A 26,969-nucleotide genomic window follows, 5' to 3' on the forward strand; every position below is an offset into this window, starting at 1 on the left:
CAGTGCAGTGGAGCCTCGGATCATCGGCAGCGGTAGTGACGGTCAGGCGGCCGATCCCTTCGACACGGCCACCCTGCGGCGCCGGGTGCTGGACGCCTGGACGGACGCCCCGGCCCGGTTCCGGGAGGACGCCAACGCCGAGGAGGAGCTGGCGCTCGGCGGCTACCGGGACCGGCTGATCGTGGAGTTGGCGCAGAACGCCGCCGACGCGGCGGCCCGGGCCGGCACCGGCCCCGGCCGGCTGCGGCTGACGCTGCGGGACGGCGTGCTCGCCGCGGCCAACACCGGCGCCCCGCTGGACGCCGCCGCGGTGGAGTCGCTCTCCACCCTGCGGGCCTCCTCCAAGCGCTCGGACGGGGCGCCGACCGTCGGCCGGTTCGGCGTCGGGTTCTCGGCGGTGCTGGCCGTCACCGACGAGCCGGCGGTGCTGGGTTCGCACGGCGGCGTCCGCTGGGACCTCGCGGAGGCGCAGGCGCTCACCGAGGCCCGGCCCGAGCTGGCGGAGGAGCTGCGCCGCCGGGAGGGCCACGTCCCGTTGCTGCGGCTGCCGTTCCCGGCCGAGGGGGCTGCGCCGTCCGGGTACGACACGGTGGTGGTGCTGCCGCTGCGGGACGCCGCCGCCGAGGACCTGACCCGCCGCCTGCTGGCCGGGATCGACGACGCGCTGCTGCTCACCCTGCCCGGTCTGGGCGAGGTCACCGTGGAGACGCCGGAGGGCGTCCGCAGCCTGACCAGGGAGGCCGACGGGCAGCAGCCGGAGGGGATCGGCACCGTCACCCTGACCGACGGCGACCGGACCACCACCTGGCAGACCGTCACCCTGTCGGGCGCCACGGCCGCCGAGCTGCTGACGGACCGTCCGACCGAGGAGCGGGCCCGCCCGTTCTGGTCGGTGACCTGGGCGGTGCCGGTGGACGCGGCGGGCGTCCCGCAGCCGCTGACCACCGCGCCGGTGGTGCACGCGCCGACGCCCAGCGACGAGCCGCTCGGCGTGCCGGCGCTGCTGATCGCCGGGTACCCGTTGGACTCCACCCGCCGGCACGTCGCGCCCGGCCCGCTCACCGACTTCCTGACCGAGCGGGCCGCCGACGCCTACGCGGACCTGCTCCGGGCCCGCGGCGCGGACCTCGGGTCGCTCGGCCTGGTGCCGGGCCCGCTGGGCGGGGGCGCGCTGGACAACGGGCTGCGCGCCGCGATCCTGCGGCGGCTGCCGGCCACCCCGTTCCTGCCGCACCCGGCCCCGGTGGAGGAGGGCACCCCGGCGCTGCGCCCGCGTGACGCGACGGTGCTGGAGGGTGCCGACCGCAGTGTGGTGGAGGCGCTGGCGCCGATCTTCCCGGGCCTGCTGCCGGCCGGCCTGGAGCGGCGGACCGAGCTGCGGGTGCTGGAGGTGCGCCGGGTGCCGCTGGCCGAGGTGGTCGACCAGCTCGGCGGCCTGGAGCGCGAGCCGGCCTGGTGGCGCAACCTCTACGCGGCGCTCGGCGGGGCCGATCCCGAGGCGCTGGGCGCGCTGCCGGTGCCGCTGGCGGACGGCCGGACGGTGACCGGGCCGCGCCGGGTGCTGCTGCCCTCGGAGCCGTCCGACTGGGAGGGCTACGAGGGCTACCCCGAGAGCCTGGCCGAGGCGCTCGGGCTGCTGGACCTGCGACTGGCCCACCCGGAGGCCGCGCACCCGCTGCTGGCCAAGCTCGGCGCGGGCACGGCCACCCCGGCCGGGGTGCTGGACACCCCCGAGGTGCGGGCCGCGGTGGCCCGTTCGCTGGAGCTCGGCGAGGACGACTTCGAGGCCGCGGTGGACCTGGCCGACGCGGTGCTGGCCCTGGTGAAGGCGGCCGGGGCCACCGCGGGCGAGCACCCGTGGCTGGCCCGGCTGGCGCTGCCGGACGACGAGGGCGAGCTGTCCCGTGCCGGTGAGCTGATCCTGCCCGACTCCCCGCTCGCCGCGCTGGCCCGGGAGGAGGACGCCGGGTACGTGGACGAGGACCTGCTGGAGCGCTGGGGCCCCGAAGTCCTGGCCGCGGCGGGCGCGTTGAGCGCCTTCGTGCTGGTGCGGGCCGAGGACGTGGTGCTCGACCCGGACGACCTGGAGCGCCTCGACCCGACCGCCCCCGCCGACCGCGCGGCGGGTGGCCGTCCGACCGGCCTGCTGGACGAGGCCCCGGACGGTCTGGCCGAGTGGTGCGAGGACGCTCTGGAGTCCCTGCATGCCGACGACAGCGGGGAGTTGGGCGTGCCGCCGGTGGCCGCCGAGCTGCTCGCGGTGCGCGACCTGGACCTGGTGGACGACGCCGCCTGGCCCGAGGCGCTGGCCCTGCTGGCCCGCCCGCCGTACCGGGACGCGGTGGTCACCCCCGTACGGACCCTGCTGCCGGACGGCCGGTACGTGGACCTCCCGCCGTACACTGCCTGGTGGCTGCGCGACCACCCGGTGCTGGACGGCCGGGAGCCCGCCGGGCTGCGCGCGGCCGGGGCCGACCCGCTGCTGCGGGGCCTGTACGACGAGGCCCGCACCACGCTGGACGAGACCTTCCTGCACGCGCTCGGGGTGCGCACCACGCTGGCCGCGCTGCTGGCCGAGCCGCACGGTCCGGAGGAGCTGCTGGACCGGCTGACCGATCCGGCCTCCTTCGTGAGCCACCGTCAGCTGCACGGCATCCACACGGCGTTGGCGTCGGTGGCGGCCGAGCGGATCGAGCCGCTGGACACCGTGCGGGCCGTGCCGCCGATGGATCCGGAGACCGGCCGCCGCCCGGACGAGACCGTGCTGGTGGACGCCACCGAGGCGGTGGTGGCGGACGCCCCGGACTTGGTGGAGCTGCTGCACGACCACCCGCTGCTGCCGGTGGACCCTTCGCTGGCACCGGAGTTGGCCGAGCGGCTGCACGTCTCGCTGGCCAGCGAGGTGGCCGGCGGCCGGGTGCTCTCCGAGGGCACCCTGCACCGGACCCCGCCGGTGGTGCGGGAGTTGCTGCCCGGCTGCCCGGCCGTCTACGAGGAGCACGAGGAGCTCTTGGTGGTCGGCCCGGACGGCGGCGAGGCGGCGGTGGCCTGGCGCTGGGACGGCGCGGGCCAGGCGCCCGAGCTGCCCTACGACCCGGAGGAGGCCGAAGCCGGCGACGAGGACGACGAGTTCGAGGTCCCGCCGGTGCCCGGTCTGCTGCACGCCGCCACCCCCGAGGGGCTGGCGGCCGGCCTGGCCTGGTCGGTCGGCCAGTGGCACCGCCGCTTCGAGGTGCTGGCCGCGCTCACCGAGCCGGAGCGCGCGTATGAGCTGCTGGCGGCGCGCGACTACGAATGAGAGGGGTGCGCACACGAACCTTCATGTGCGCGGAGGGGGACGGTTCGGCTAGCTTCGCGGGCATGACGAGCGCGAACGAGACGACCGTCCCCGTCCTCCCCTGTGCCGCCGTCGACGAGACGGTGGAGTTCCTGGAAGCCCTCGGCTTCGAGGTGACGTACCGCCAGACCCGCCCCTACCTCTACCTGGCCTTCGAGCGCGGCGGAGTCCACCTGCACTACGCCAAGCCGCCGGTGGGCCACGACCCCGCCGCCGAGGACGGCGGCGCCTGCCTGGTGTTCGTCGACCGGGTGGCCCCGTACCACGCGGAGTTCAAGGCCGGGCTGAAGGCGCACTACGGCCGGGTGCCCTCCGCCGGCCGGCCCCGGATCACCCGCTACCGGGAGGGCGCCAGCCGGTTCACCCTGGTGGACCCGTCCGGCAACTCGCTGATCTTCATCCAGCGGGACGAGCCGATGGAGCTGGAGTACGGCGGATCGTCCGAACTCACCGGCCTGGCAAAGGCCTTGGACAACGCCCGGATCCTGGTCGAGTTCAAGAACGACGACCGGGCGGCCTTCCGGGCGCTCTGCTCGGCCTACCGGCGGCACGCGGCGGCGGCCGAGCCGGAGACGCGGGCCGCCGCGGTGGCCGAACTCACCGACCTGGCAGGCCGGTTGGGAGAACAGGAGAAGCTCGCCTCCGTACTGGCCGGCGGCTAGCCCGCCTCGCCGGTGCGCTTGACGATCACCCGCCAGACCACCTCCAGCAGCAGCCCGGCCGCCACCGCGATGGCGACGCCGATCCACGGGTCGCGGGTGCCGGCCAGCGAGAGCTGGAAGAAGTCGGAGAGCCACGGCACCCACAGGACGAGGGCGAAGGCGCCGCCCATGGTGCCGATCAGGGCCAGCCGCCACCAGGTGTAGGGGCGGGCCACGATGGCCAGCACCCAGATGGCGACCAGGAAGAGGGTCAGGGTGGCCACGCTGGTGTCGGCCTTGAGGTCGGTGGCGTGGTTGGCCCGGGCCAGCATGTAGGCGGTGAAGGTGGCCGTCCCGGCGATCGCCCCGCCCGGGACGGCGAGCCGCAGCACCCGGCGGACGAAGCCGGTCCTGGCCCGCTCGTTGTTGGGGGCCAGCGCCAGGAAGAAGGCCGGGATGCCGATGGTCAGCGAGGAGAGCACGGTGGAGTGCCGCGGCAGGAACGGGTACGGCACGTGGGTGAAGACCACCAGCAGGGCGAGCAGCACCGAGTAGACCGTCTTCACCAGGAAGAGGTTGGCCACCCGCTCGATGTTGCCGATCACCCGGCGGCCCTCGGCCACCACCGAGGGCAGGGTGGCGAAGGAGTCGTTCAGCAGCACGATCTGGGCCACCGCCCGGGTGGCCTCGCTGCCGGAGCCCATCGCCACGCCGATGTCGGCGTCCTTGAGCGCCAGGACGTCGTTGACGCCGTCGCCGGTCATCGCCACGGTGCGGCCGCGGGACTGCATCGCGCCGACCAGCTCGCGCTTCTGCTGGGGCGTCACCCGGCCGTAGACGGTGGTGTTCTCGGCGACCTCGGCCAGTTCCTCCGGGTCGGTCGGCAGCGTCCGGGCGTCCAACGGCCGCTCCGCGCCCGGGAGTCCGAGGTGGGCGGCGACCGCGCCGACCGAGACGGCGCTGTCGCCGGAGATGACCTTGGCCTCGACCTTCTGGCTCTCGAAGTACCGCAGGGTGTCGGCGGCGTCGCCGCGCAGCCGCTGCTGGAGCACCACCAGGCCGAGCGGCTGCAGGGCGGCGGCCGGGTCCTCGTCCAGCGCGCTCTCGCTGCGGCCGAGCAGCAGCACCCGCAGTCCGCGCGATCCCAGCTCGTCCACCTCGGTGAGCGCCGGGTGCCCGGCGGGCAGCAGCACGTCCGGGGCGCCGAGCAGCCAGCTGGCCTCGGTGCCGGCCGGCTCCAGCATCCGCACCCCGCTCCACTTGCGGGCGGAGGAGAACGGAACGGCCTCCAGCACCCGCCAGCGCTCGCCCGCGCCGTTGCCGTAGGCGTCGATGACCGCCTGCATGCTGGGGTTGGGCCGGGCGTCCGCGCCGCCCATCGCGCCGAGCGCCTGCCGGAGCACGTCCGGGTCGTTCAGCAGGTGGTTGGCGAGCGGGGCCTCGGGGCTCAGGTGCGGGTCGGCACCGTCCAGGGTGCGCAGCTCGACCACGTCCATGCCGCCCTCGGTGAGGGTGCCGGTCTTGTCCAGGCAGACGGTGTCCACCCGGGCCAGCCCCTCGATCGCGGGCAGCTCCTGCACCAGGCACTGCTTGCGGCCGAGCCGGATCACGCCGATGGCGAAGGCCACCGAGGTGAGCAGCACCAGCCCCTCGGGGACCATCGGCACGATGCCGGCCACCATCCGGCGGACCGCCTCGCGCCAGTCGTTCTTCTCCACCGCGAGCTGACTGACGATCAGGCCGATCGCGGTCGGCACCAGCAGCCAGGTGATGAACTTGAGGATGGAGTCGATGCCGCTGCGCAGCTCCGACTTGACCAGGGTGAACCGGCTGGCCTCCTCGGCCAGCTGGGCCGCGTAGGCCTCCCGGCCGACCTTGGTGGCGGTGAAGGCGCCGGCCCCGGCGACCACGAAGCTGCCGGACATCACCTGGGCGCCGGGGTGCTTGAGCACCGGGTCGGGCTCGCCGGTGAGCAGCGACTCGTCGATCTCCAGGCCGTCCGCCTCGGTGACCACGCCGTCGACGATCACCTTGTCGCCGATGCCGAGCAGCACGGTGTCGTCCAGCACGATCCCGGCCACCGGGACCTGCTGGGCGGTGCCGTCCCGGCGGACCTGCGGCTTGGCCTCGCCGATCAGCGCCAGCCCGTCGAGGGTCTTCTTGGCGCGCAGCTCCTGGATGATGCCGATCGCCGTGTTGGCCACGATGACCAGGCCGAACAGACCGTCCTGGATCGGCCCCACCACCAGGATGATGCCGAACATGATCCCGATGATCGCGTTGAACCGGGTGAAGACGTTGGCCCGGACGATCTCCTTGACGGACCGGCTGGAGCGCACCGGCACGTCGTTGACCTGACCGCGGGCCACCCGTTCGGCGACCTCGGCGGAGCTCAGCCCGCCCCGGCGGGCCGGTCCGCCGCCGATCGCTGACGCACCTTCAGGCCGGGCGTCCCCGTCGGGGTCGGTCGCCGTGTTCTCCGCGGGATGGGTCATGGGACCGACTCTAGGTGGGCGATTTGTCCGGTGCGCCCTCCTGAGGTGCTATTCGGTCCGTCCGAGTGGCGGGGTGTCAGCCCTCGGTCGCGGACGCCCCGTCGGCCCCGGCGGCCTCGGCGGCCCGGGCCCGGCGGATCGCGTCGCGGCGGGCCCGGCAGTACCAGAGGCCGATCAGCCCGAGACCGGCGCCGGCCAGGCAGATCCACGGCCAGCGCCCGTGCCCGTTCTGCTCCAGCGTCGAGTGGAAGGGGACGAGCACCAGGAAGGCGAGGAACCAGAGCGCCGTGCCGCCGCCGACGATCGCGACGTCGTTGGCTTCCAGGGGCGGGGGAGAGGGGCGGACAGCGGTCTTCGGCATGCGGCCCAGGGTAAGGGGTGCGCCCCGCTCCGGGTCCGCGCCTGGAGGAAGCTCCAAGCGGAAGCCGTCGCAGGCTGCTCGTAATGGTCGTTTTCTACGCGCGGAGATGGCGCGTGCACGACCGAGAAACACATACTTGTGCCCTCCTCACCTCCCCCACATCTGACGAGGCCCCCCGATGTCTCCGCAGGCCCAGCCGACCTCCGTGTCGCCCGAGCCGTCCACGTCGCCGCAGCCCGGCGGACCGCTGGACCGTTTCTTCAAGATCTCCGAGCGCGGCTCCACGCTCGCCCGCGAGGTCCGTGGCGGCGTCGCCACCTTCTTCACGATGGCCTACATCCTGGTGCTCAACCCGATCATCCTGGCCAGCGCCGTGGACATGAACGGGACGCACCTCGACAGCGCCCAGCTGGTCACCGCGACCGCGCTGACCGCGGGTCTCACCACCCTGCTGATGGGCGTGATCGGCAACGTGCCGATCGGCCTGGCGGCCGGCCTCGGGGTGAACACCATCGTGGCCCTCCAGCTGGCCCCCCGGATGACCTGGCCGGACGCCATGGGCATGGTGGTGCTGGCGGGCTTCGCGATCATGATCCTGGTCGCCACCGGCCTGCGCGAGCGGGTGATGAACGCGGTGCCGCTCGGCCTGCGCAAGGCCATCGCGATCGGCATCGGCCTCTTCATCAGCCTGGTCGGCCTGGTGGACGCCGGCTTCGTCAGCCGGATCCCGGACGCCGCGCACACCACCGTCCCGCTCCAGCTGGGGAGCAACGGCCACCTCAACGGCTGGCCGGTGCTGGTCTTCGTCCTCGGCCTGCTGCTCACCCTGGTGCTGGTGGTCCGCAAGGTGCCGGGCGCCATCCTGATCTCCATCGTGGTGATGACCGGCCTGGCCGTGATCATCAACGAGGCGGCCACCATCGCCCCGATGAACTGGGGCCTGACGGTGCCGAGCTGGCCGGGCAACCCGGTGGCGGCGCCCGACTTCGGGCTGGTCGGTCAGGTCAGCCTGTTCGGCGGCTTCTCGAAGGTCGGCGTCCTGACGGGCTGTCTGTTCGTCTTCACCGTGCTGATGTCCTGCTTCTTCGACGCGATGGGCACCATCCTCGGCGTGGCCGACGAGGCCCACCTGCTGGACGAGAAGGGCGACCTGCCCGGCATCAACAAGGTCCTGATGGTGGACGGCATCGCCACCGCGGCCGGCGGTGCGACCTCCTCCTCGGCCAACACCTGCTTCGTCGAGTCCACCGCGGGCGTCGGCGAGGGGGCCCGGACCGGCTTCGCCTCGATCGTCACCGGCGCGCTCTTCCTGGTGGCGCTCTTCCTGACCCCGCTGGCCACCATGGTCCCGGCCCAGGCGGCCACCCCCGCGCTGGTCACGGTCGGCTTCCTGATCCTGGCCAACTCGGTCCGGGACATCGACTGGTCGGACTTCACCCTCGCGATCCCGGCCTTCCTGACCATGATCATGATGCCGTTCACCTACAGCATCACCAACGGGATCGGCTTCGGCTTCATCGCCTTCTGCGTGCTGCGCGCGGCGACCGGCCGCGGCCGCGAGGTGCCGGTGGCGCTCTACGCGGTGGCCGGCGTCTTCGCCTTCTACTACCTGATGCCCGCCCTCGGCCTCGGCTGACGGCCCGTCAGGGGCCCTTCGGGCCGCTCGGATCACAGCCCGGCTCCGCCTCAGTGGATGAGGCCGAGCCGGGCTGCGATCATTCCGGCCTGGAAGCGGCTGTCGGCCCCGATGGCCTTCATGATCCGGCAGACCACCCGGTTGACCGTGCGCAGCGAGACGGTGAGGTTGCGCGCGATGGTCTCGTCGGTGGCGCCGGTGGCCAGCATCCGGAGCACCGCCTGCTCCTGCGGGCCGAGGTTGAGCTCGGTGGTCAGGGTGCTGGACTCCTCGTAGCTGGAGTGCTGCCAGCAGTACTCGAAGACCGAGATCAGGGCGCGGACCAGGGCCTCGCCCTCGATGGCCATCGCGCCGGCCTTGCCGTTGTTCGGGTCGATCGGGATGATCACCCGGCGCCGGTCGAAGATGATCATCCGGAACGGCACGGTGGGGGAGAGCCGCACCTCGTAGCCGGCCATCCGGATGTCGGTCAGGTGCTTGGCGATCCTCGGCACGCTGGCCAGGCTCTGCTGGTAGATGGTCCGCAGGTCCAGCCCTCGGTCGACCAGGCTCTTCGTCCGGGCGGCCGCCTCGGCGGACTGGGCCGGGGCCATGGCCGGGGCGGGGTGCATGGTGAGGATCTGCTCGCGGGCCAGTTCGGTGGCCTTGTTGAGGTAGACCGCGACGCTGCGCAGGTCGGTCAGCATCTCGACCGCGACCGGGCCGGGTGACCAGAAGTTCAGCGGCATGAAGCTGCTGAGGATCTCGGCCAGACCGGCCCGGGCGGCTGCCATCTGTTCGAGGTTGGCGGCCAGTTCGCGTTCCGCGTCGTTGATCAGCCGCATCGCGGCGACCTGCGAGCCGAGCAGCACGAACTCGGGGGTCTCGTCGGACGGGAATTCCACCAGTCCGAGCGAGGCCAGGTAGTCGATCCCGCGGCGGGCGTCCTCCGGCTCCAGGCCGACCGCCTCGGCGGCCTGCTGGATCTGCCAGGAGCCGCGCTGCTCCATGGCGCCGTAAATGCTCGCGGCGATTTCCTTGTCGGTTCTGCCGCTCCGCGTGGCCCTGCCGCTCTTCTCCCTGATCGACTCCGTATTCACCGTTCCCCCAGTCTCTATCGTCCTCCCGTCGGTCAGGATAGCGCGACGGAGAGTGTCCGAGGGATATGCCTAGGTGACGAGAAAATCTGACGGGTTCCTATCCCGGGGTGAGCTGCCGCAAATAGCGCCAGGGCGTCGGAATGCGCTCTTCTGGGGCTAAACCGGCACGGCGTCGTCCGCATAGAAGGGCATCGAGGCGGTGACGTACTCCTGCAGCCAGCGGCGGAACGGGTCGCCCAAGTCGTCCCGCTCGCAGGCGAGTTGGACGACGGCCCGGAGGTACTCCAGCCGGTCGCCGGTGTCGTAGCGGCGGCCGCGGAAGACGACGCCGTGCACCGGGCCGCCGATCGTGGGGTCGGTGGCCAGCTGCTGCAGGGCGTCGGTGAGCTGCACCTCGCCGCCGCGGCCGGGCTCGGTCCTGGCCAGCACGTCGAAGACGGCCGGGTCGAGCACGTAGCGGCCGATCACCGCGTAGTTGCTGGGGGCCTCGCCGGGGGCCGGCTTCTCCACCAGGCCCTCCACCCGGAGCACGTCGGCCTGGCCGGTGGAGCTGACGGCGGCGCAGCCGTAGAGGCCGATCTGGCTCGCGTCCACCTCCATCAGGGCCACCACGCTGCCGCCGTGCTCGGCCTGGATGTCGATCATCCTGCTGAGCAGTGGGTCCCTCGGGTCGATCAGGTCGTCGCCGAGCAGGACGGCGAAGGGCTCGTTCCCCACGTGCGGCTGGGCGCAGAGGACGGCGTGGCCGAGGCCCCGCGGGTCGCCCTGGCGGACGTAGTGGATGGCGGCGGGGGAGGTGGCGCGCTGGACCTGGGCGAGCCGGCCGAGGTCGCCCTTCTGCCGGAGTGCCTCCTCCAGCTCCCAGTTGCGGTCGAAGTGGTCCTCCAGCGGGCGCTTGTTCCGGCCCGTGATCATCAGGACGTCCTGGATGCCGGCGTCCACCACCTCCTCCACCACGTACTGGATCGCGGGCCGGTCCACGACCGGCAGCATCTCCTTGGGGGTGGCCTTGGTGGCGGGCAGGAAGCGGGTGCCCAGCCCGGCGGCGGGGATGACCGCCTTGCTGATTCCTCTGCGGGGTGTGGTCATGGCCGGGACCGTAGCCCGGCGGTGGGGCCGCCGCCCACGGGCCGGTGCTCCGGCCCGCGTACTCATCCACCTGTGCGAATGGACCCGGTGAGGTAGACAGGGGGATATTGACCGTGCATGGTCATTTTACTATTCCATGGGGAATTCTTGGGAATGACTCCCGTCTGACGATAGATCAGATTAGGCTTTGACCGTGCTCCGGCGAGGACCCGCCGCCCAACGTGTCGTCTTTGCGACAGGGCGTGATCATGTCCCCGGGTTTCGTTGCCTCCGTGTGACCAGGGAAGGCACCATTGAATCTGACAGAGAACGAACGCAGATTCGTCACTTTCCTGGGGGATAAAAATGGCCCGCTTCGGCCTTCGGTTCAGTGCGCTCATTTGCATGTTGATAATCGCCGTTGGCGCCATGTGGGCCGCTTCTTATGACGGACTCGAGGTCAAGGCGCCGGTTTATCTCGCGGACCCGGGTGACCCCGGCTGTTGCTGACCTGAAACGGACCCGGACGGGGGATGGAAGAATGGCACAGGAACGAGTCGGCCAAGTGGACTGCACGGGGCTGCCGGAATTCTGCTCGGAGGCCTTCGCCTCACTCGGCCGGGCGGACCAGAGGAACGCGGCGGAGACCTACGTCCGGGGCCTGCTGAACTGCGACGGACGGAAGACGATCCCGCGCCTCGCGGTGGCATCGCCCGGCCGGAGCGAGCAGTCGCTCCAGCAGTTCATCAATCAGAGCCCCTGGGAGCACGGGCCGGTCCGGAAATGGCTGGCGGAACGCATGGTCCGCGATTTCCGGCCGGAGGCCTGGGTGGTCGGCGAGCTGGCCTTCCCGAAGCACGGCCGGTACTCGGCGGCGGTGGAGCGGCAGTACGTCCACTCGCACGGACGGGTCCGCAACTGCCAGCTGGCGATCATGGTCGGCATGCAGGTCGGCGGAGTCACCGTCCCGGTGAACTGGAGCCTGACCATCCCCGAGCAGTGGGGGCAGGACGACGAGCGGCGCTCCCGGGCGAAGGTGCCCGACAGCGAGCTGCCCCGCCCCTACTGGCAGTACCACGTCGAACTCCTCGACGACATGGCCCTGGACTGGGGCGTTCCCGAGGCGCCCATCCTGCTGGACGCCCGGCACCGCCCGCTGGAGTGGTACCTGGCCGCGCTGGAGATGCGCGCCCAGACCTACCTGGCCCAGGTGAGCCCGAACGAACTGGTGCAGCCGGCCGACGCGAGCTGGGCCCGCGGCAGCGGACGGATCGTCAACAGCCAGGGCGCCCGCGCCCGGGCCCGGACGGTGGCCGACATCGCGGCGAGCGTCGGCAACGTCACGCCCGAGACGCTCTACTGGCGGGACGCCGGCGGTCACACGCTGCGCTCCCAATTCCTGGTCATTCCGGTCCAGGTGCTGGTCGGCAGCGGCCGCCCGGCCGGGAGCAAGGCCCTGCTGGCCAATCGGCTGCTCATCGTGGAATGGCCGCTCGGCAAGCCGAGTCCGCGGGGATACTGGCTCACCAACATCCGGGGCGCCTCGCTGCGCGAATTGGTCCGGTTGGCCAAACAAGTGTCCACCGCGACCCCGCAAGCGGCGGAACTCGCTTCCGGTTACGGCCTGTTCGACTACGAGGGCCGCACGTTCAACGGCTGGCACCACCACGCCACGATGGTGAGCGCCGCACTGGATTACGACATTCTCAACGGTGCCCACCTGGGCCGGGACGAATTCGAGGAGAGTCCGGGCCCCGAGCTCACCGAACTCGTCCGTTGACCTGACGCAGTGCGTCAGGTGGATGTTCGGCCCCGTATAGGGGCGCGGAGCGCTGACTAGCCTGCGCTCTGGACTAGCCGCATTTCGACTGGGACGGCGTGCGGAGCCGTGCCACACGGGAGGTTTTCAATGACAGGTCCCGCACACACCGCCGACGCCATCGTGGTCGGCGGCGGGCCCGCCGGGCTCTCGGCCGCGCTGTACCTGGCGCGCTACAACCGCTCGGTGCTGGTCTTCGACAGCGGTCACGGCCGGTCGACCCACCACCAGACCAACCACAACTACCTCGGCTTCCCGAAGGGCATCGCCACCGTCGAGCTGCGCGAGCTGGCGCGGCGCCAGCTGGAGCCGTACGAGCAGGTGCGGATCGTCCACCACACCATCAACGAGGTCTCCGGCAACGGCGACATCGGCTTCACCGTCAAGGCGCAGGGCGGCAGTTGGCACGGCAAGGTGATCGTGCTGGCCACCGGGGTGCTCGACCACTTCCCGCACTTCGAGGGCTGGGAGGAGTACGTCGGCCGGTCGATGTTCTGGTGCATCACCTGCGACGGCTACGAGAACCGCGGCAAGCGCATCCTGGTGGTCGGCCACACCGACGCGGCGGCCGGCGAGGCGATGCAGCTGCACGGCCTGACCGACCAGGTCCAGCTGCTGCTGAACAGCAACAGCAACGACATCAGCCCGAAGTTCGCCGCACGGCTGGCCGCGGCCGGCATCCCGGTGATCGACGACCGGATCGACAAGGTCGAGGGCGAGGACGGCCAGATGACCGCGGTCTTCACCAAGGGCGGCCGCCGCCTCCCGCTGGACGCGCTCTTCTCCATCCAGGGCGCCAACCCGGAGACCAAGCTGGCCCACCAGCTCGGCATCGACTTCGCCCCCAGCGGCTACATCGCCGTGGACACCGAGCAGAAGACCTCGGTGGCCGGGGTGTACGCGGCCGGTGACGTCACCGCGCTGCACTCCCACCAGGTGACCGCCGCCGTCCACGAGGGCGCCCAGGCGGCCTCGGCGGCCAACTACTTCCTGTACCCGCCGGAGCTCAAGGCGGACTGACGGCACGTCAGCCACCGGACGACGTACGTACGACCGGCCACCCGATTCCGGGTGGCCGGCTCAAGTGATGCGGAAGGAAACCGAGATGACCGACTGGACCGTGGTGGGGGACTCCAACGGCTACCCCACCACCGCCACCTGTGGGCACCTGGGCGAGGCGGCCGACGTCAAGCCCTCGACCCTGGAGGGCTGTGAGGACTGCCTGCGCGAGGGCACCCGCTGGCTGCACCTGCGGGAGTGCCTGGTCTGCGGCCACGTCGGCTGCTGCGACCAGTCGCCGCGCCGGCACGCCACCGCGCACTGGCACGCCACCAAGCACCCGCTGGTCCGTTCGTTCCAGCCGGACGAGGACTGGGCCTGGTGCTACCCCGACTCGCTCTTCCTGCTCCCCGCCGAGCTGGCATGAGCAAGCACCAGGTGGTCAGGGACCACTGCCTCGCGCCGGGCCGTCCGGTGGACGCGCCGCCGAGCGGCGCCCGGTACAGCAGGATGCTGCCGGAGCTCCCCGCGCTCAACTCCCGTCCGGAGGAGCTTTTCCGGGCCGGCTCCCCGGGCGGCGTCTGCGACGCCGCCCGTTTCCCGCTGCGGGCCGGGGTGGACGACGCGGTCGGCGCGGCCGGCTGGCCGTTCTTCGGGCAGTTCATCGCGCACGACATCACCGCCGACCGCTCGCCGATCTCGGCGCAGGCGGACGTGGCGGCGCTGCGCAACGTCCGCTCGCCCAAGCTGAACCTCGAACTGGTGCACGCGGACGGCCCGGTGGGCTCCCCGTACCTGTACGACGCGGCCGACCCGGCGAAGCTGATCACCTCCCAGGACGGCACCGACGTGCCGCGCAACTGGCAGGGCACCGCGCTGATCGGCGACCCGCGCAACGACGTGCACCGCTTCGCCGCCCAGCTCCACCTGGCGTTCCTGAACGCGCACAACGGGCTGGTGGACCGGCTCCGCGAGGACGGCGCGCCGGAGGCCGAGCTGTTCGACGAGGCCCGCCGCGCGCTCACCTGGCACTACCAGTGGATCGTCGTCCACGACTACCTGCCGCGGCTGATCGGCGCCGAGCTGACGGCGCAGATCCTGGACGCCGGGCCGAAGTTCTTCGCGCCCGCGCCGGGCGAGGCCTTCATCCCGCTGGAGTTCGCGGACGCCGCGTTCCGCTACGGGCACGGCCAGATCCGGCACCGGTACCGGATGACCAGGGACGGGCTGCAGTACCCGCTGTTCCCGCACCTGTTCGGCCACGGGCCGATCCCGCCGGAGCACGTGGTGGACTGGTCGATGCTCTTCGACGTCCCCGGCCAGCCGCCCGCCCAGCGGGCCAAGCGGATCGACGGCGGGCTGCCGACCAGTCTGATCTCGCTGCCGGAGGACATCACCGGCGAGGTGGACCAGGCCGAGCTGCGCTCGCTGGCCGTCCGCGACCTGCTGCGCGGACAGGCCACCGCGCTGCCCTCCGGGGAGTCGGTGGCCGAGCAGTTCGGCGCACAGGTGCTCACGCCGGAGGAGGTCGGGCCGGAGTGGGCCGGCGGCACGCCGCTGTGGCTCTACATCCTCAAGGAGGCGCAGGTGCGCCACGAGGGCGACCGCCTCGGCGAGGTGGGCGGCCGGATCGTCGGCGAGGTGCTGATCGGCCTGCTGCGCGCCGACGCCGAGTCCTACCTCTCGGCGGACCCGGGCTGGCAGCCCACGCTGCCCTCCTCCGGGGACGGCTTCACGCTGGTGGACCTGCTCGACTTCGCCGCAGCCAATGGAGTAGCGAAGGCGACTTGACGGACATTCACGTGCGAGTCCGGGGTGAATTCCCCGGGCTCGCAACGTGATTGACCGAACAGAATTCCGATGGGGATGATGAATTCGGTCAAGCTGTCCGCCGGTATCCCGGTGCCATCGACATGGAGGTTGCACGTGAAGTCCGAGGTCATGCGTTTCACGTTCATGGACGCCATCGCCGGACGAGTCGTCGAATTCCGGTCCGAGGACCGGATCTTCAAGCTGAAGACCATCGACGGCCGTGATTTCGACGTCAAGCTCAGTGACGGGATGTCGGCGGAGCTCCTGCGCAACCTGGACGAGCCCTACGCGGACGCCGGCGGCCACGTCGACGACCTGCTCCAGCCCGGTGCCCAGGTCTTCGTCTACGGCGTCTTCTACCCCGAGGGCGGCGAGTACAACTACGAGGCCAAGAAGCTGACCTTCGTCGGCCGCGGCCCGGAGGACTACAACTTCGAGAAGTCCAACTGGTGGATCAACCAGATCGACTCGCTGGCCCGGTTCTACCGGCGTGCGCAGTTCGGCGACGGCAAGATCGACTACAAGGACTACCGCACCAACATCCGCCTCGGCGGCGACAAGGCCGCCAGCCACGTCCAGGAGACCGACACGATCTCCCGGATGGTCTACGGCATGGCCTCGGCCTACATGCTGACCGGCAACGAGGACTACCTCGAGGTCGCCGAGCTCGGCACCAAGTACCTGCGCGACCACATGCGCTTCGTGGACCGCGACTCCAACGTCGTGTACTGGTACCACGGCATCAAGGTCGAGGGCGACTACGAGAAGAAGCTGCTCACCTCGGAGTTCGACGACGACTACGACGCGATCCCGATGTACGAGCAGATCTACGCGCTGGCCGGCCCCACCCAGACCTTCCGCGTCACCGGTGACCGCCGGATCGCCTCGGACATCGACTCCACCATGCGCCTGTTCGAGCAGTACTACCGCGACTACGAGGGCGGCGGCTACTTCTCGCACATCGACCCGGTCCTGCTCTCCCCCCACCACGACTCGCTGAAGTTCAACAAGTCGCGGAAGAACTGGAACTCGGTCGGCGACCACGCCCCGGCGTACCTGATCAACCTCCTGCTGGCGACCGGCGACGAGCGCCACGCGGAAATGCTGGAGCGCACCTTCGACACCATCGTCGAGCACTTCCCGGACTACCAGGCCAGCCCGTTCGTCAACGAGCGGTTCAACACCGACTGGTCCCAGGACCTCGGCCACACCTGGCAGCAGGACCGCGCGGTCGTCGGGCACAACCTGAAGATCGCCTGGAACCTGATGCGGATGAACTCCTACAAGGACAAGGACTCCTACAAGGAGCTCGCCGAGAAGATCGGCCAGATCATGCCGGCGGTCGGCAGCGACCAGCAGCGCGGCGGCTGGTACGACGTGGTCGAGCGCAAGCTGGCCGACGGCCAGGAGTTCCACCGCTTCGCGTGGCACGACCGCAAGGCCTGGTGGCAGCAGGAGCAGGCCATCCTGGCCTACCTGATCCTGAGCGGCACGGTCGGCGGTGACGCCTACCGCGAGGAGGCCCGCCAGGCGACCGGCTTCTACAACACCAACTTCCTCGACCACGACGAGGGCGCGGTCTACTTCAACGTGCTGGCCAACGGCCTGCCCTACCTGCTCGGCACCGAGCGCCTCAAGGGCAGCCACTCGATGAGCATGTACCACTCGGCGGAGCTCTGCTACCTCGCCGCGGTGTACACCAACCTGCTCAACACCGGTCAGCCGCTGAACCTCTGGTTCAAGCCGCGGCCCGACGCCGACCGCACCCTGCGGGTGTCGCCGGACCTGCTGCCGGCCGGCCGGGTCGAGCTGACCCGGGTCGAGATCGAGGGCAAGGAGTGGGACAAGTTCGACGCCAAGAACCTCACCGTCGACCTGCCCGACTCGGCCTACTCGCTCACGGTGAAGGTGGAGCTGACCCCGGTCGGCTGAGTACTCGTCAGGGGCTGTCGCTCCCGGGGCATGCGGGCCCCGGGAACGACAGCCCCTGACGCTTCCCCGGGACTTTTCGACGGGGACACGACACGACAACAGGCACGACGGGCGCGCACGGCGGACGCGACGCGACACACGGCTCTGGGAGGGACCGACGTGGCAACGGAAGACAGAGGCACGGTGGCGGCGGAGGAGTTCGCCACCGATCGGATCGCGGGGTACGACGTACGCCCCGGCACCCCCTACCCCTTCGGCGCGACCTACGTGCCGGGCGGGGTGAACTTCTCGGTCTACTCCAGCCGGGCGGACGACGTCTCGCTGGTGCTCTTCAAGCCGGGCGACCCGGTACCGGTCGCCGAGATCCCGATCCCGGACGAGTACCGGGTCGGCGGGGTCTGGGCGATCACGGTGCTGGGCATCGGCGAGGGCGACGTGGACTACGGCTACCGGGTCTTCGGCCCGCCGCAGCCGGCCCCCGGCGACCGCTTCGACCCGGCTGCCGTGCTGCTCGACCCCTACGCCAAGGCCGTCACCGGCCGGGACACCTGGGGCGAGGAGCCGGACTGGAACAACCCCAACCAGTACCGGGCCCGGCTGACCGCCGACCACTTCGACTGGCAGGGCGACCACCCGCTCCGGCTGCCCGCCAAGGACCTGGTGGTCTACGAGCTGCACGTGCGCGGCTTCACCAAGCACGAGTCGGCCGGGGTGGCCGAGCCCGGCACCTTCGCCGGCCTGCGCGAGAAGATCCCCTACCTCAAGGAACTCGGCATCAACTGCGTCGAGTTGATGCCGGTCTTCGAGTTCGACGAGTTCGAGAACAGCCGGACCAGCCCGACCACCGGCGACCTGCTGCTCAACTACTGGGGCTACTCCACGGTGGGCTTCTTCGCCCCCAAGGCCGGCTACGCGGCCGGCGGCGCCGCCGGCCGCCAGCGCGAGGAGTTCAAGGAGCTGGTCCGGGACCTGCACGCCAACGGCATCCAGGTGATCCTGGACGTGGTCTTCAACCACACCGCCGAGGGCAACGAGCACGGCCCGACGATCCACTTCCGGGGGCTGGACAACAGCACCTACTACCAGCTCACCCCCGAGGGCTACTACCAGAACTTCAGCGGCACCGGGAACACCTTCAACTGCAACAACCCGGTGGTCCGCGACTACATCCTGTCCTGCCTGCGGTACTGGGCCAGCGAGTACCACGTCGACGGCTTCCGCTTCGACCTGGCCTCCATCCTGGACCGCGGCGAGGACGGCGCGCCGCTGGAGAACCCGCCGCTGCTGGAGGCGCTCTCCTATGACCCGCTGCTCAAGGACTGCGTGCTGATCGCCGAGGCCTGGGACGCCGGCGGCCTCTACCAGGTCGGCGCCTTCCCCAACTACGGCCGCTGGGCCGAGTGGAACGGCAAGTACCGCGACGTGCTGCGCCGCTTCCTCAAGGGCGAGCCCGGCACCGTCGGCGAGCTGGCCACCCGCCTGGTCGGCTCGCCCGACCTCTACGGCAGCCGCGGCACCACCGCCTCGGTCAACTTCGTCACCTGCCACGACGGCTTCACCCTCAACGACCTGTTCTCGTACAACGAGCGGCACAACGAGGCCAACGGCGAGTACAACCGGGACGGCAACAGCGACAACGACTCCTGGAACTCGGGGGCCGAGGGCCCGACCGACGACCAGGAGGTGCTGGCGCTGCGGCGGCGGCAGGCCAAGAACGCGATGGTGCTGCTGCTCACCAGCCAGGGCATCCCGATGATCCTGGCCGGCGACGAGTTCGGGAACACCCAGGGCGGCAACAACAACGCCTACTGCCAGGACAGCGAGATCTCCTGGCTTACCTGGCCCAAGACCGACGAGGCCGACGAACTCCGGCGCTTCACCACCCAGTTGATCCGCCTCCGGCAGGAGCACGAGGTGCTCCGCCGGGCCACCCACCCGACCGGCGCCGACGCCATCCCGGGCTACCCGGACGTGAGCTGGCACGGCACCCGGGCCTGGCAGCCGGACTGGTCCGAGGGCGACCGGGTGCTGGCCGTGATGCGCTGCGGCGAGCACGAGGACGGCTCGGCCGACTTCGTCTACGTCGCCGCCAACGCCCACTGGGAGGGCCTGGAGCTCGAACTCCCGGACCTGCCGGGCGACATGCGCTGGCACCGGGCGGTCGACACCTCGGCCGAGGAGCCCGAGGACATCAGCGCGCCGGGCGCCGAGCCCGCACTGGAGGACCAGCTGCGCTTCCCGATCGGCCCGCGCTCCGCGGTGGTCCTGGTCGGACGCCGGAACGACGGCTGAGCGCGGCGAGGGGGGAGAAGGGGGATGACCATGACCACGATGAACGGTGATGCGGCCGGTCCGAGACGGCACGGCGGCAGCACGGTGAAGATCCGGGTCGGCGGTGAACTGGACGCGCTCGGCACGCCGGGCTTCCGCCGCCAGCTCGACACCCTGGCCCAACGCCGCGAGATAGGACGGCTGGTGCTCGACCTGAGCACCGTCCGCTACCTCTCCTCGGCGGGGCTGCGCTCGCTGCTCTACCTGCGCCAGCGCTTCCCGGAGCCGGTGTCGATCGCGCTCGCGGGCGTGCAGGAGCCCGTCGGGCGCACGCTCCGGCTGGCCGGCTTCCAGCGCGGCCTGGAGCTCACCGACCACGACGGCGAGGCGGCGGCCTGACGCGGCGTCACGAGAAGGGCCCCGGTACCTCGGTACCGGGGCCCTTCTCCGTTGCCTCTCAGGGGAGTCGGATGCCGCTCAGCTCGGCGCAGGCGGCGAGCAGGGCCTCCTGGACCTCCGGGTCCTCGGTCTCCGGCTTGGCCTCGTCGAGGAAGCGCATGTGGCGAAGGTAGCTGCCGGAGACCTGGGCCGCCGGGTCGTCCGAGCCGGCCAGCCAGACCTGGGTGGCCGCGCCGGTGGCCAGGTCGGTGGGGGCGGAGCTGCCGCCCATCCGGGAGCGCACCCAGCCCGGGCAGACGGCGTTGCTGTGCACCTCGGGGTGGCGGCGGGCCACCGCGAAGGCCAGCGCCAGATCGGCCAGCTTGGAGTCGCAGTAGGCGGAGGTGCCGTCCCAGCGGCGGCGGGTGCGCTGGAGGTCGGAGAGGTCGATGGTGCCGCCGTCGGACATCCCGGAGGAGAGGTAGACCAGGCGTTGCGGCAGCGGGATCAGCGCGGTGAGCACGTACGGGGCGAGGACGTTCACCTGGAAGGTGGTCTCCAGGCCGTCCTCGGAGGCCTGGCGGGGGCTGCCGGTGCGGGAGATCCCGGCGTTGTGGATCACGGCGTCGAAGGGGCCCACGGCGGTTGTCTGCTTGGCGAGTTCGACGGTCTGGGAGAGGGACGCGAGGTCGCCGACCACCACGTCCGCGGCACCGGGGACGGCGCGGCGGGCGTCCTCGGCGCGCTGGGCGTTCCGGGCGTGCAGGACCACTTCGTGGCCCTGGGCGACGAGCATGGTGGCGGTCTGACGGCCGATGCCGTCGGCGGAGCCGGTGACGAGGATGCGCTTCATCTTGCGGTCACTCCTTTGTGGATAGTGGTTACGCCTCTGGGGGCGCGGGGAACTGCGCGAGTTCGGAAGGCGGACCAGTGTTAGATCGGGGCATGTGAGCCAGTTGCAGGAGTTGCCGTCCCCCGGCGCGCAGTTCCTCGCGCCCCCGGGGTGACCACCTTCGACGGCTACCCGGTCGTACCGCCGTCCCCCAGCGCGCCCGCGCGGCGGAGCCGCAGATCAGCAGAGTCTCGCGCCCCTGGGTCGCTGCCCTTCCGGGCGCTATGCGGGTACGAGCCAGCAGGTGCTCAAGGCGGGCAAGTACAGCTCTGCGGACCAGGGTTGGCCGTGGTGAGGGGTTGCCGTGGCGCGGAGGGAGGTGGGGCGGGCGGTGGTGGGGTCGGTGTCGAGGAGGACGTGCCAGCGGCCGGGGCGGGGGAGGCCGATGCGGAGGGAGTCCCAGGTGGCGCCGGAGAGGTTGGCGACGCAGACCAGCGGGGTGCCGTCGGGGGCGCGGCGGAGGAAGGCGTAGACGTTGTGGCCGGCGTCGTCGGCGTCGAGCCACTGGAAGCCCTCGGGCACCGGGTCCTGGGCCCAGAGGGCGGGGGTGTCGCGGTAGGCGCGGTTGAGCGAGGAGACCAGCTGCCGGACGCCGAGCCGGCCGGCCTCCTCGGGGCCGGGCCACTGGAGGCCGTAGGCCTCGCTCCACTCGCCCTGGTCGCCGTTCTCGCCGCCCATGAAGAGCAGGTTCTTCCCGGGCAGCGCCCACATCAGCCCGAACATGGCCCGCACGTTGGCGAGTTGGGCGGCCTCGTCGCCGGGCATCCGGCTGCGCAGCGAGCCCTTGCCGTGCACCACCTCGTCGTGGCTGAGCGGCAGGACGAAGTTCTCCGTCCAGGCGTAGGTGGTGGAGAAGGTGATGCCGTGGTGGTGGTGCTCGCGGTAGACCGGGTCCTGCTGGAAGTAGTCGAGGGTGTCGTGCATCCAGCCGAGGTTCCACTTGAAGTCGAAACCGAGGCCGCCGTCGCGCAGCGGGGCGGTGACGCCGGGCCAGGTGGTGGACTCCTCGGCGATGGTGAGGACGCCGGGGAAGCGGCCGTGCACCGCCTCGTTGAGGGAGCGCAGGAAGGCGACGGCCTCCAGGTTCTCCCGGCCGCCCTCCTGGTTGGGCTCCCACTGGCCGTGCGGGCGGGAGTAGTCGAGGTAGAGCATGGACGCGACCGCGTCCACCCGCAGGCCGTCGACGTGGAACTCCTCGCACCAGTAGAGGGCGTTGGCGATCAGGAAGTTGGCGACCTCGGGGCGGCCGTAGTCGAAGACCAGGGTGCCCCAGTCGGGGTGTTCGCCGCGGCGCGGGTCGGGGTGCTCGTAGAGCGGGTGGCCGTCGAAGCGGCCGAGCGCGAAGTCGTCGCGGGGGAAGTGGGCGGGGACCCAGTCGAGGATGACGCCGATCCCGGCCCGGTGCAGCGAGTCGACCAGGTACCGGAAGTCGTCGGGGGAGCCGAAGCGGGAGCTGGGGGCGTAGAAGCCGGTGACCTGGTAGCCCCAGGAGCCGCCGTAGGGGTGCTCCATGACGGGGAGCAGCTCGACGTGGGTGAAGCCCTGCTCGCGGACGTAGGCGGTGAGCTCGACGGCGAGCTGACGGTAGCTCAGGCCGGGTCGCCAGGAGCCGAGGTGGACCTCGTAGACGCTGAGCGGGCGGCGGCGCGGGTCGGCCGCGGCCCGGCGGATCATCCACTCGCGGTCGCCCCAGCGGTGGTCGGAGGCGTGCACCACGCTGTCCGGGCCGGGGGGCAGCGGGGCGGACCGGGCGCACGGGTCGGCCTTGGCGCGGCGGACGCCGTCGGCGCCGAGGAGCTCGAAGCGGTAGCGCTGGCCGGCCTCGGCGCCGGGGACGAAGACCGTCCAGTAGTCGGTGGTGCCGATCCGGCGCAGCGGGACCGGGGCCCGGCCGCCGGTCACCTGGCCGGCCACCGCGACCTCGTGCGCGCGCGGGGCCCAGAGGGTGAAGGAGACCCCGGGCCGGCCGGACGCGTCGGCGCCGGGGTGGGCGCCGAGCACCTCCCAGAGGCGTTGGTGCTTCCCCTCGGCGAGCAGGTGCAGGTCGAGCGGGCCGGGCCCGGAAGCCGGCAGCTCCGCGGGCGCCTCCGCGGACGCGGCGATTGACTGAAGCACGGCAATTCCTTTGGTCGGCGACACCTCGGAATTGTCGCAGCCCAGGGCATTCCTTGGGGAGTTTTCCGAGTGGAAAAAGTGCACTCCGACAATGCGGCGCACGGGACTTGACGTAATGTGCGGGCCCATTCCGGGGGGAGTGCCGACCGGCCCGCACGGCCGTTGACCCTGCCCCCGGCCTGCCCCAGTCTCTGAGGGCAGGCAGTGACAAGCCTCGAAAACGGAGTAGCCATGACGAAGAAAGTTCTCGTACTCCTCTCGGAGTACGGCTATTGGGGCGAGGAACTCGTCGGCCCGCTGTACGCATTCGACAAGCAGGGTTACGAGGTGACCTTCGCGACCCCCACCGGCAAGCGGGCGCACGCCCTGCCGCCGAGCATGGACCCGGGTTTCGTCGACCCGCCGCTGGGCCGCAGCGTGGTCTCCGCCGAGGTCGCCAAGGTGGTCGTGGACCTGGAGGCCTCGGACCGTCTGGACAGCCCGGAGGACCTCTCCTCCTGGATCCCGACCCGCCCGTACACCAGCGACGAGGACTACCTCCGCAAGCTGGAGGCCTACAACAACGCGGTCGGCGACGAGCTGACGGAGCGTCTGGCCGAGTACGACGCGCTGCTCATCGTCGGCGGCAGCGGCCCGATCGTGGACCTCGCCAACAACGGCCGGGTGCACGACGTGATCCTGAACTTCCTGCGCGCGGACAAGCCGATCGGCGCCGAGTGCTACGGCGTGGCCTGCCTCGCGTTCGCCCGTGACTGGGAGGACCGGAAGAGCATCATCTCCGGCAAGCACGTCACCGGGCACTGCAAGGAGTACGACTACAAGGACGGCACCGGCTTCCTCGGCACCGACTTCGTGATGGGCCCGCCGCCGTACCCGCTGGAGTACATCCTCCGCGACGCCACCGCCCCCGAGGGCCGCTACCACGGCAACTTCGGCAAGGAGATCTCGGTGATCGTCGACTACCCGTTCATCACGGGCCGTTCGACCCCGGACTCCTACCGCACCGGCGAGAAGATGGTCGAGGTCCTGGAAGACGGCCTGACCCGCTACGGCTGGTAAGGGAGTTCCTGTGACCAGGCTCGGCAAGAACGCCATCATCGAGCAGCTGCTCGCCGACGGCATCACCCACATGTTCGGCAACCCGGGCACGGTGGAGCAGGGCTTCCTCGACGCCCTGGAGGAGTACCCCGACTTCCAGTACATCCTGACGCTGCAGGAGACGGTGGCGGCCGGCATCGCCGACGGGTTCGCCCGGGCGACCGGTGGCCCGGCGCTGCTCCAGCTGCACAGCGGGGTCGGCCTCGGCAACGGCATCGGGATGATGTACCAGTCCAAGCGCGGTCACGCGCCGCTGGTGGTCATCGCCGGCGAGTCGGGCATCGAGTACGACTCGATGGACGCCCAGATGGCCGCCGACCTGGTCGCGATGGCCAGGCCGGTGACCAAGTGGGCGACCAGGGTGGTCGATCCGCGGTCCCTGCTGCGGGTGCTCCGTCGCGCGATCAAGACCGCGATGACCGAGCCGCGCGGCCCGGTCTTCGTCTCGCTGCCGATGGACATCCTGGACGCCCCGAACGACGAGCCGGTCGTCCCGACGGTCATCCCCGACCGTCGGACGCTGCCGGCCCCGGCCCTGGTGGCCGAGGCGGCGGCGCTGCTGGCGCCGGCGAAGCGTCCGCTGCTGCTGGTCGGCGACGGCGTCTCCGTCTCCGGGGCCGAGCCCGAACTGCTGCGCGTCGCCGAGAAGTTGGGCGCCGACGTGTGGTTCGTGGACTCCTCGGAGGCGCACCTGCCGGCCGACCACCCGCTGGCCCGCGGTGCCATCGGCCACATGTTCGGCATGGTCAGCCGGGCGGCGGTGCGCGAGGCGGACGCGGTGCTGATCGTGGGGACGTACGTGTTCCCGGAGGTCTTCCCGGACCTGGTCACCCCGTTCGCCGAGGGCGCGGCCATCGTGCACGTCGACCTCGACGACTACGAGATCGCCAAGAACCACCCCGTCACGCTGGGCCTGGTCGCTGACCCGAAGCTCACCCTGGACGCCCTGGCCACCGCGCTGGACGGGCTGCGCACGCCCGAACAGGACGCGGCGGCACGTGAGTTCATCGAGCGCCGGCGGGCCGAGCAGGCCGAGCGCGCGGCGGCGCCGGACGACACCCTGATCGGTGCCTTCCTGGCGAAGCTGGGCGAGCGGGCCCCGGAGGACCTGATGGTCTTCGACGAGGCGCTGACCGCCTCGCCGTACATCACCCGGTACCTCAACCCGCGCCTGCCCGGGCACTACTTCGCCACCCGTGGCGGTTCGCTGGGCGTCGGCATCCCGGGCGCGGTGGGCATGAAGATCGCCCACCCGGAGAAGACCGTGGTCGGCTTCACCGGCGACGGCGGCTCGATGTACACCTACCAGGCGCTGTGGACCGCCGCCCGGCACGAGGTGCCAGCCGTCTTCGTGGTCTGCAACAACCACCGGTACGAGCTGCTGAACAAGAACATCGACCAGTACTGGGTCGAGCGGGACATCGAGAAGCACGAGTTCCCGCACTCCTTCGACCTCTCCCACCCGGAGATCGACTTCGTCGGCCTGGCCCGCTCGCTGGGCGCCGACGCCGTCCGGCTGGACAAGCCGGACCAGATCGACGACGTGGTGGAGCGGATGCTGACGACCCGTCGGCCGCTGCTGGTCGAGCTGCTCACCGACGACACCCGCTGACCGTCACCCGCTGACCGGCAGTCCTTCGCAGCAGGAGAAGAAATGGCACTGACCGAGACGGCGATCAAGACCATGGTCGCCGACTGGTACCGCGCGCTGGACCAGCACGTTCCGCTGGAGACCGCGCTGACCTACCTGGTCGACGAGGGCCTGGAGATGCGCTTCCCGGAGACCACCTCCCGGGGCCACGCCGGCTTCGCCGACTGGTACAAGGCCGTCACCAACCGCTTCTTCGACGAGGTGCACACCGTCACCTCGACCGAGGTGAGCAACCTGACCGAGACCTCCGCCGACGTCAAGGTGGTCGTCAACTGGCAGGCCAAGATCTGGGACGCCCCGGGCCCCAAGAGCGCCTGGCTGGGCTTCGACGCCTACCAGACCTGGGTGGTCTCGGCCGGCCCGGACGGCGCCCCGCAGATCAAGATCTACATCGTGGACTCCCTCGACCCGATGCCGGGCTCGGCCTCGCTCTGAGAGTCCCTCCTCGCTCCAACTCCCTTATCGCACCACCGAACCGAGAGGCAGTCACATGTCCAACACCGACATCATCCTGAAGATGTACGAGTACTTCGGCACCGGCGACATGGACAAGATCAAGAGCGAGCTCTTCCACGAGGAGATCGTCTGGAACATGCCGGGCCACCACCCGCTGTCCGGTTCGATGAAGGGCGCCGACGAGGTCATCGCCTTCTTCGCGGACCTCTTCCAGGCCGGCATCTCGGTCGACAACGTGCACTTCGGCGAGCTGGACAACGGCACCGTCGTCGAGAAGCACAGCGGCCACGGCGAGTCCGAGGGCGTCCAGTACCTCTTCCCGACCTGCACCACCTACGGCATCGAGGACGGCAAGATCCGCGAGGTCCAGGTGCACACCGCCGACCAGCACGGCGTGGACCGCTACATGTGGAGCCGCTTCCAGCTCAAGGGCATCGCCGCCCGTCTGGCGGGCTGAGCCATGGCCGACGACGTCACCCCCGAGCTGGTCAACGCGGCCTACGAGGCGCTCGCCACGGGCGACCGCGGCCAGATCGAGAAGTACTGGGACGAGTCCATGCGCTGGCTGGTCCCCGGCAACCACCAGCTGGCCGGCTGGTGGGAGGGCCTGGACGGCTTCTTCGACTTCATGACGCGCGTCGGGGAGCTCTCCGGCGGCAGCTTCATCATGACCCGGAGCGCCATCTGCACCGCTCCCGGCTGGTCGGCCGACGTCTCCTACAACCTGGGCACCCGGGTCACCGCGGAGGAGGGGAGCCTCTCCCCGTACGACCGCCTGGAGATCGACGTCATCCACCTGCTCAAGTGGGAGAACGGCAAGGTCGTCGAGGGCCGCGGCGCCATCTTCGGCGACGGCACCACCCAGTTCAACCAGTTCTGGTCGCAGCTCGCGACCAACGCCGTGCGCGTCTGAGCGCCGGGTAGCACAG

The 26,969-nt window shown here is 71.1% G+C and carries 21 protein-coding genes; 15 read left to right on the forward strand and 6 right to left on the reverse strand.

Going from position 1 to position 26,969, the window contains the following annotated elements:
* Nucleotides 1-7 precede the first annotated feature (7 nt).
* Nucleotides 8-3,298 (forward strand): sacsin N-terminal ATP-binding-like domain-containing protein, encoded by a 3,291-nt coding sequence (locus ABD946_RS15010; protein WP_345283754.1) that lies wholly within the window; start codon nucleotides 8-10, stop codon nucleotides 3,296-3,298.
* Nucleotides 3,299-3,360: 62 nt separating this feature from the next.
* Nucleotides 3,361-3,999, forward strand: coding sequence for a VOC family protein (locus ABD946_RS15015; RefSeq protein WP_345283756.1), 639 nt, complete (start codon nucleotides 3,361-3,363; stop codon nucleotides 3,997-3,999).
* On the opposite strand, the gene ABD946_RS15020 is transcribed toward ABD946_RS15015, so the two are convergent.
* Nucleotides 3,996-6,473 carry an HAD-IC family P-type ATPase gene (locus ABD946_RS15020; protein WP_345283757.1) on the reverse strand — a complete coding sequence of 826 codons (2,478 nt, stop codon included), beginning with the start codon at nucleotides 6,471-6,473 and terminating at the stop codon, nucleotides 3,996-3,998. The genes ABD946_RS15015 and ABD946_RS15020 overlap by 4 nt on opposite strands.
* Nucleotides 6,474-6,549: 76 nt before the next feature.
* On the reverse strand, nucleotides 6,550-6,834 hold the full coding sequence (locus tag ABD946_RS15025; protein ID WP_345283758.1) for a DUF2530 domain-containing protein: 285 nt from the start codon (nucleotides 6,832-6,834) through the stop codon (nucleotides 6,550-6,552).
* A gap of 178 nt (nucleotides 6,835-7,012) precedes the next feature.
* On the opposite strand from ABD946_RS15025, the gene ABD946_RS15030 reads away from it, so the two are divergent.
* Complete coding sequence (locus ABD946_RS15030) at nucleotides 7,013-8,470, forward strand: NCS2 family permease (RefSeq protein WP_345283760.1); 1,458 nt, start codon at nucleotides 7,013-7,015, stop codon at nucleotides 8,468-8,470.
* A 50-nt stretch (nucleotides 8,471-8,520) separates the two neighbouring features.
* Here the strand turns inward: ABD946_RS15030 and ABD946_RS15035 are convergent, their stop codons facing one another.
* On the reverse strand, nucleotides 8,521-9,459 hold the full coding sequence (locus tag ABD946_RS15035) for a helix-turn-helix transcriptional regulator (RefSeq protein WP_345283762.1): 939 nt from the start codon (nucleotides 9,457-9,459) through the stop codon (nucleotides 8,521-8,523).
* Between the two features lie 246 nt (nucleotides 9,460-9,705).
* Nucleotides 9,706-10,638: a UTP--glucose-1-phosphate uridylyltransferase GalU gene (galU, locus tag ABD946_RS15040; RefSeq protein WP_345283764.1), complete on the reverse strand. Its 933-nt coding sequence runs from the start codon at nucleotides 10,636-10,638 to the stop codon at nucleotides 9,706-9,708.
* 520 nt (nucleotides 10,639-11,158) lie between these two features.
* Between galU and ABD946_RS15045 the strand changes: the two genes are divergently transcribed.
* The 7 genes from ABD946_RS15045 (at nucleotide 11,159) to ABD946_RS15075 (ending at nucleotide 19,849) form a co-directional block, all read left to right on the forward strand.
* Nucleotides 11,159-12,397, forward strand: coding sequence for an IS701 family transposase (locus tag ABD946_RS15045; RefSeq protein WP_345283766.1), 1,239 nt, complete (start codon nucleotides 11,159-11,161; stop codon nucleotides 12,395-12,397).
* A gap of 129 nt (nucleotides 12,398-12,526) precedes the next feature.
* Nucleotides 12,527-13,456, forward strand: coding sequence for an NAD(P)/FAD-dependent oxidoreductase (locus tag ABD946_RS15050; protein ID WP_345283768.1), 930 nt, complete (start codon nucleotides 12,527-12,529; stop codon nucleotides 13,454-13,456).
* Between the two features lie 85 nt (nucleotides 13,457-13,541).
* Nucleotides 13,542-13,862 (forward strand): UBP-type zinc finger domain-containing protein, encoded by a 321-nt coding sequence (locus ABD946_RS15055; RefSeq protein ID WP_345283770.1) that lies wholly within the window; start codon nucleotides 13,542-13,544, stop codon nucleotides 13,860-13,862.
* Nucleotides 13,859-15,226 (forward strand): peroxidase family protein, encoded by a 1,368-nt coding sequence (locus tag ABD946_RS15060; RefSeq protein WP_345283772.1) that lies wholly within the window; start codon nucleotides 13,859-13,861, stop codon nucleotides 15,224-15,226. The genes ABD946_RS15055 and ABD946_RS15060 overlap by 4 nt, the downstream gene beginning before the upstream one ends.
* 135 nt (nucleotides 15,227-15,361) lie before the next feature.
* Complete coding sequence (locus ABD946_RS15065; protein ID WP_345283774.1) at nucleotides 15,362-17,179, forward strand: AGE family epimerase/isomerase; 1,818 nt, start codon at nucleotides 15,362-15,364, stop codon at nucleotides 17,177-17,179.
* Nucleotides 17,180-17,338: 159 nt separating this feature from the next.
* The gene (gene glgX / locus ABD946_RS15070) at nucleotides 17,339-19,471 is read left to right on the forward strand and encodes a glycogen debranching protein GlgX (RefSeq protein WP_345283775.1); all 2,133 of its coding nucleotides are present in this window, start codon (nucleotides 17,339-17,341) and stop codon (nucleotides 19,469-19,471) included.
* Between the two features lie 24 nt (nucleotides 19,472-19,495).
* Complete coding sequence (locus tag ABD946_RS15075; protein ID WP_345283776.1) at nucleotides 19,496-19,849, forward strand: STAS domain-containing protein; 354 nt, start codon at nucleotides 19,496-19,498, stop codon at nucleotides 19,847-19,849.
* A gap of 58 nt (nucleotides 19,850-19,907) precedes the next feature.
* On the opposite strand, the gene ABD946_RS15080 is transcribed toward ABD946_RS15075, so the two are convergent.
* Nucleotides 19,908-20,681 (reverse strand): SDR family NAD(P)-dependent oxidoreductase, encoded by a 774-nt coding sequence (locus ABD946_RS15080; RefSeq protein ID WP_345283777.1) that lies wholly within the window; start codon nucleotides 20,679-20,681, stop codon nucleotides 19,908-19,910.
* Between the two features lie 261 nt (nucleotides 20,682-20,942).
* A complete protein-coding gene (glgB, locus tag ABD946_RS15085; RefSeq protein ID WP_345283778.1) occupies nucleotides 20,943-22,835 on the reverse strand; it encodes a 1,4-alpha-glucan branching protein GlgB in 1,893 nt (630 codons plus the stop codon).
* A 231-nt stretch (nucleotides 22,836-23,066) separates the two neighbouring features.
* On the opposite strand from glgB, the gene ABD946_RS15090 reads away from it, so the two are divergent.
* Genes ABD946_RS15090 through ABD946_RS15110 form a run of 5 tightly spaced genes read left to right on the forward strand, consistent with a single transcriptional unit; the run spans nucleotide 23,067 to nucleotide 26,953 of the window.
* Nucleotides 23,067-23,894, forward strand: a complete 828-nt coding sequence (locus tag ABD946_RS15090) for a type 1 glutamine amidotransferase domain-containing protein (RefSeq protein ID WP_345283780.1) — start codon at nucleotides 23,067-23,069, stop codon at nucleotides 23,892-23,894.
* A gap of 10 nt (nucleotides 23,895-23,904) precedes the next feature.
* Nucleotides 23,905-25,545 (forward strand): thiamine pyrophosphate-binding protein, encoded by a 1,641-nt coding sequence (locus tag ABD946_RS15095; RefSeq protein WP_345283782.1) that lies wholly within the window; start codon nucleotides 23,905-23,907, stop codon nucleotides 25,543-25,545.
* A 42-nt stretch (nucleotides 25,546-25,587) separates the two neighbouring features.
* Entirely contained in the window at nucleotides 25,588-26,019 is a 432-nt protein-coding gene (locus ABD946_RS15100) for a nuclear transport factor 2 family protein (protein WP_345283784.1), read from the forward strand.
* A gap of 55 nt (nucleotides 26,020-26,074) precedes the next feature.
* On the forward strand, nucleotides 26,075-26,497 hold the full coding sequence (locus ABD946_RS15105) for a nuclear transport factor 2 family protein (RefSeq protein ID WP_345283786.1): 423 nt from the start codon (nucleotides 26,075-26,077) through the stop codon (nucleotides 26,495-26,497).
* 3 nt (nucleotides 26,498-26,500) lie between these two features.
* Nucleotides 26,501-26,953 carry a nuclear transport factor 2 family protein gene (locus ABD946_RS15110; RefSeq protein ID WP_345283788.1) on the forward strand — a complete coding sequence of 151 codons (453 nt, stop codon included), beginning with the start codon at nucleotides 26,501-26,503 and terminating at the stop codon, nucleotides 26,951-26,953.
* Nucleotides 26,954-26,969: the final 16 nt, after the last annotated feature.

Origin of the sequence: Kitasatospora albolonga (genome assembly GCF_039535905.1) — a bacterium.
GTDB classification, from domain to species: domain Bacteria; phylum Actinomycetota; class Actinomycetes; order Streptomycetales; family Streptomycetaceae; genus Kitasatospora; species Kitasatospora albolonga.

Coding starts and splice junctions, on each gene's coding strand:
- ABD946_RS15015 (WP_345283756.1), top strand. CDS start 3,361: ATGACGAGCGCGAACGAGACGACCGTCCCCGTCCTCCCCTGTGCCGCC.
- ABD946_RS15020 (WP_345283757.1), bottom strand. CDS start 6,473: ATGACCCATCCCGCGGAGAACACGGCGACCGACCCCGACGGGGACGCC.
- ABD946_RS15025 (WP_345283758.1), bottom strand. CDS start 6,834: ATGCCGAAGACCGCTGTCCGCCCCTCTCCCCCGCCCCTGGAAGCCAAC.
- ABD946_RS15030 (WP_345283760.1), top strand. CDS start 7,013: ATGTCTCCGCAGGCCCAGCCGACCTCCGTGTCGCCCGAGCCGTCCACG.
- ABD946_RS15035 (WP_345283762.1), bottom strand. CDS start 9,459: ATGGAGCAGCGCGGCTCCTGGCAGATCCAGCAGGCCGCCGAGGCGGTC.
- galU (WP_345283764.1), bottom strand. CDS start 10,638: ATGACCACACCCCGCAGAGGAATCAGCAAGGCGGTCATCCCCGCCGCC.
- ABD946_RS15045 (WP_345283766.1), top strand. CDS start 11,159: ATGGCACAGGAACGAGTCGGCCAAGTGGACTGCACGGGGCTGCCGGAA.
- ABD946_RS15050 (WP_345283768.1), top strand. CDS start 12,527: ATGACAGGTCCCGCACACACCGCCGACGCCATCGTGGTCGGCGGCGGG.
- ABD946_RS15055 (WP_345283770.1), top strand. CDS start 13,542: ATGACCGACTGGACCGTGGTGGGGGACTCCAACGGCTACCCCACCACC.
- ABD946_RS15060 (WP_345283772.1), top strand. CDS start 13,859: ATGAGCAAGCACCAGGTGGTCAGGGACCACTGCCTCGCGCCGGGCCGT.
- ABD946_RS15075 (WP_345283776.1), top strand. CDS start 19,496: ATGACCATGACCACGATGAACGGTGATGCGGCCGGTCCGAGACGGCAC.
- ABD946_RS15080 (WP_345283777.1), bottom strand. CDS start 20,681: ATGAAGCGCATCCTCGTCACCGGCTCCGCCGACGGCATCGGCCGTCAG.
- ABD946_RS15090 (WP_345283780.1), top strand. CDS start 23,067: ATGACGAAGAAAGTTCTCGTACTCCTCTCGGAGTACGGCTATTGGGGC.
- ABD946_RS15100 (WP_345283784.1), top strand. CDS start 25,588: ATGGCACTGACCGAGACGGCGATCAAGACCATGGTCGCCGACTGGTAC.
- ABD946_RS15105 (WP_345283786.1), top strand. CDS start 26,075: ATGTCCAACACCGACATCATCCTGAAGATGTACGAGTACTTCGGCACC.
- ABD946_RS15110 (WP_345283788.1), top strand. CDS start 26,501: ATGGCCGACGACGTCACCCCCGAGCTGGTCAACGCGGCCTACGAGGCG.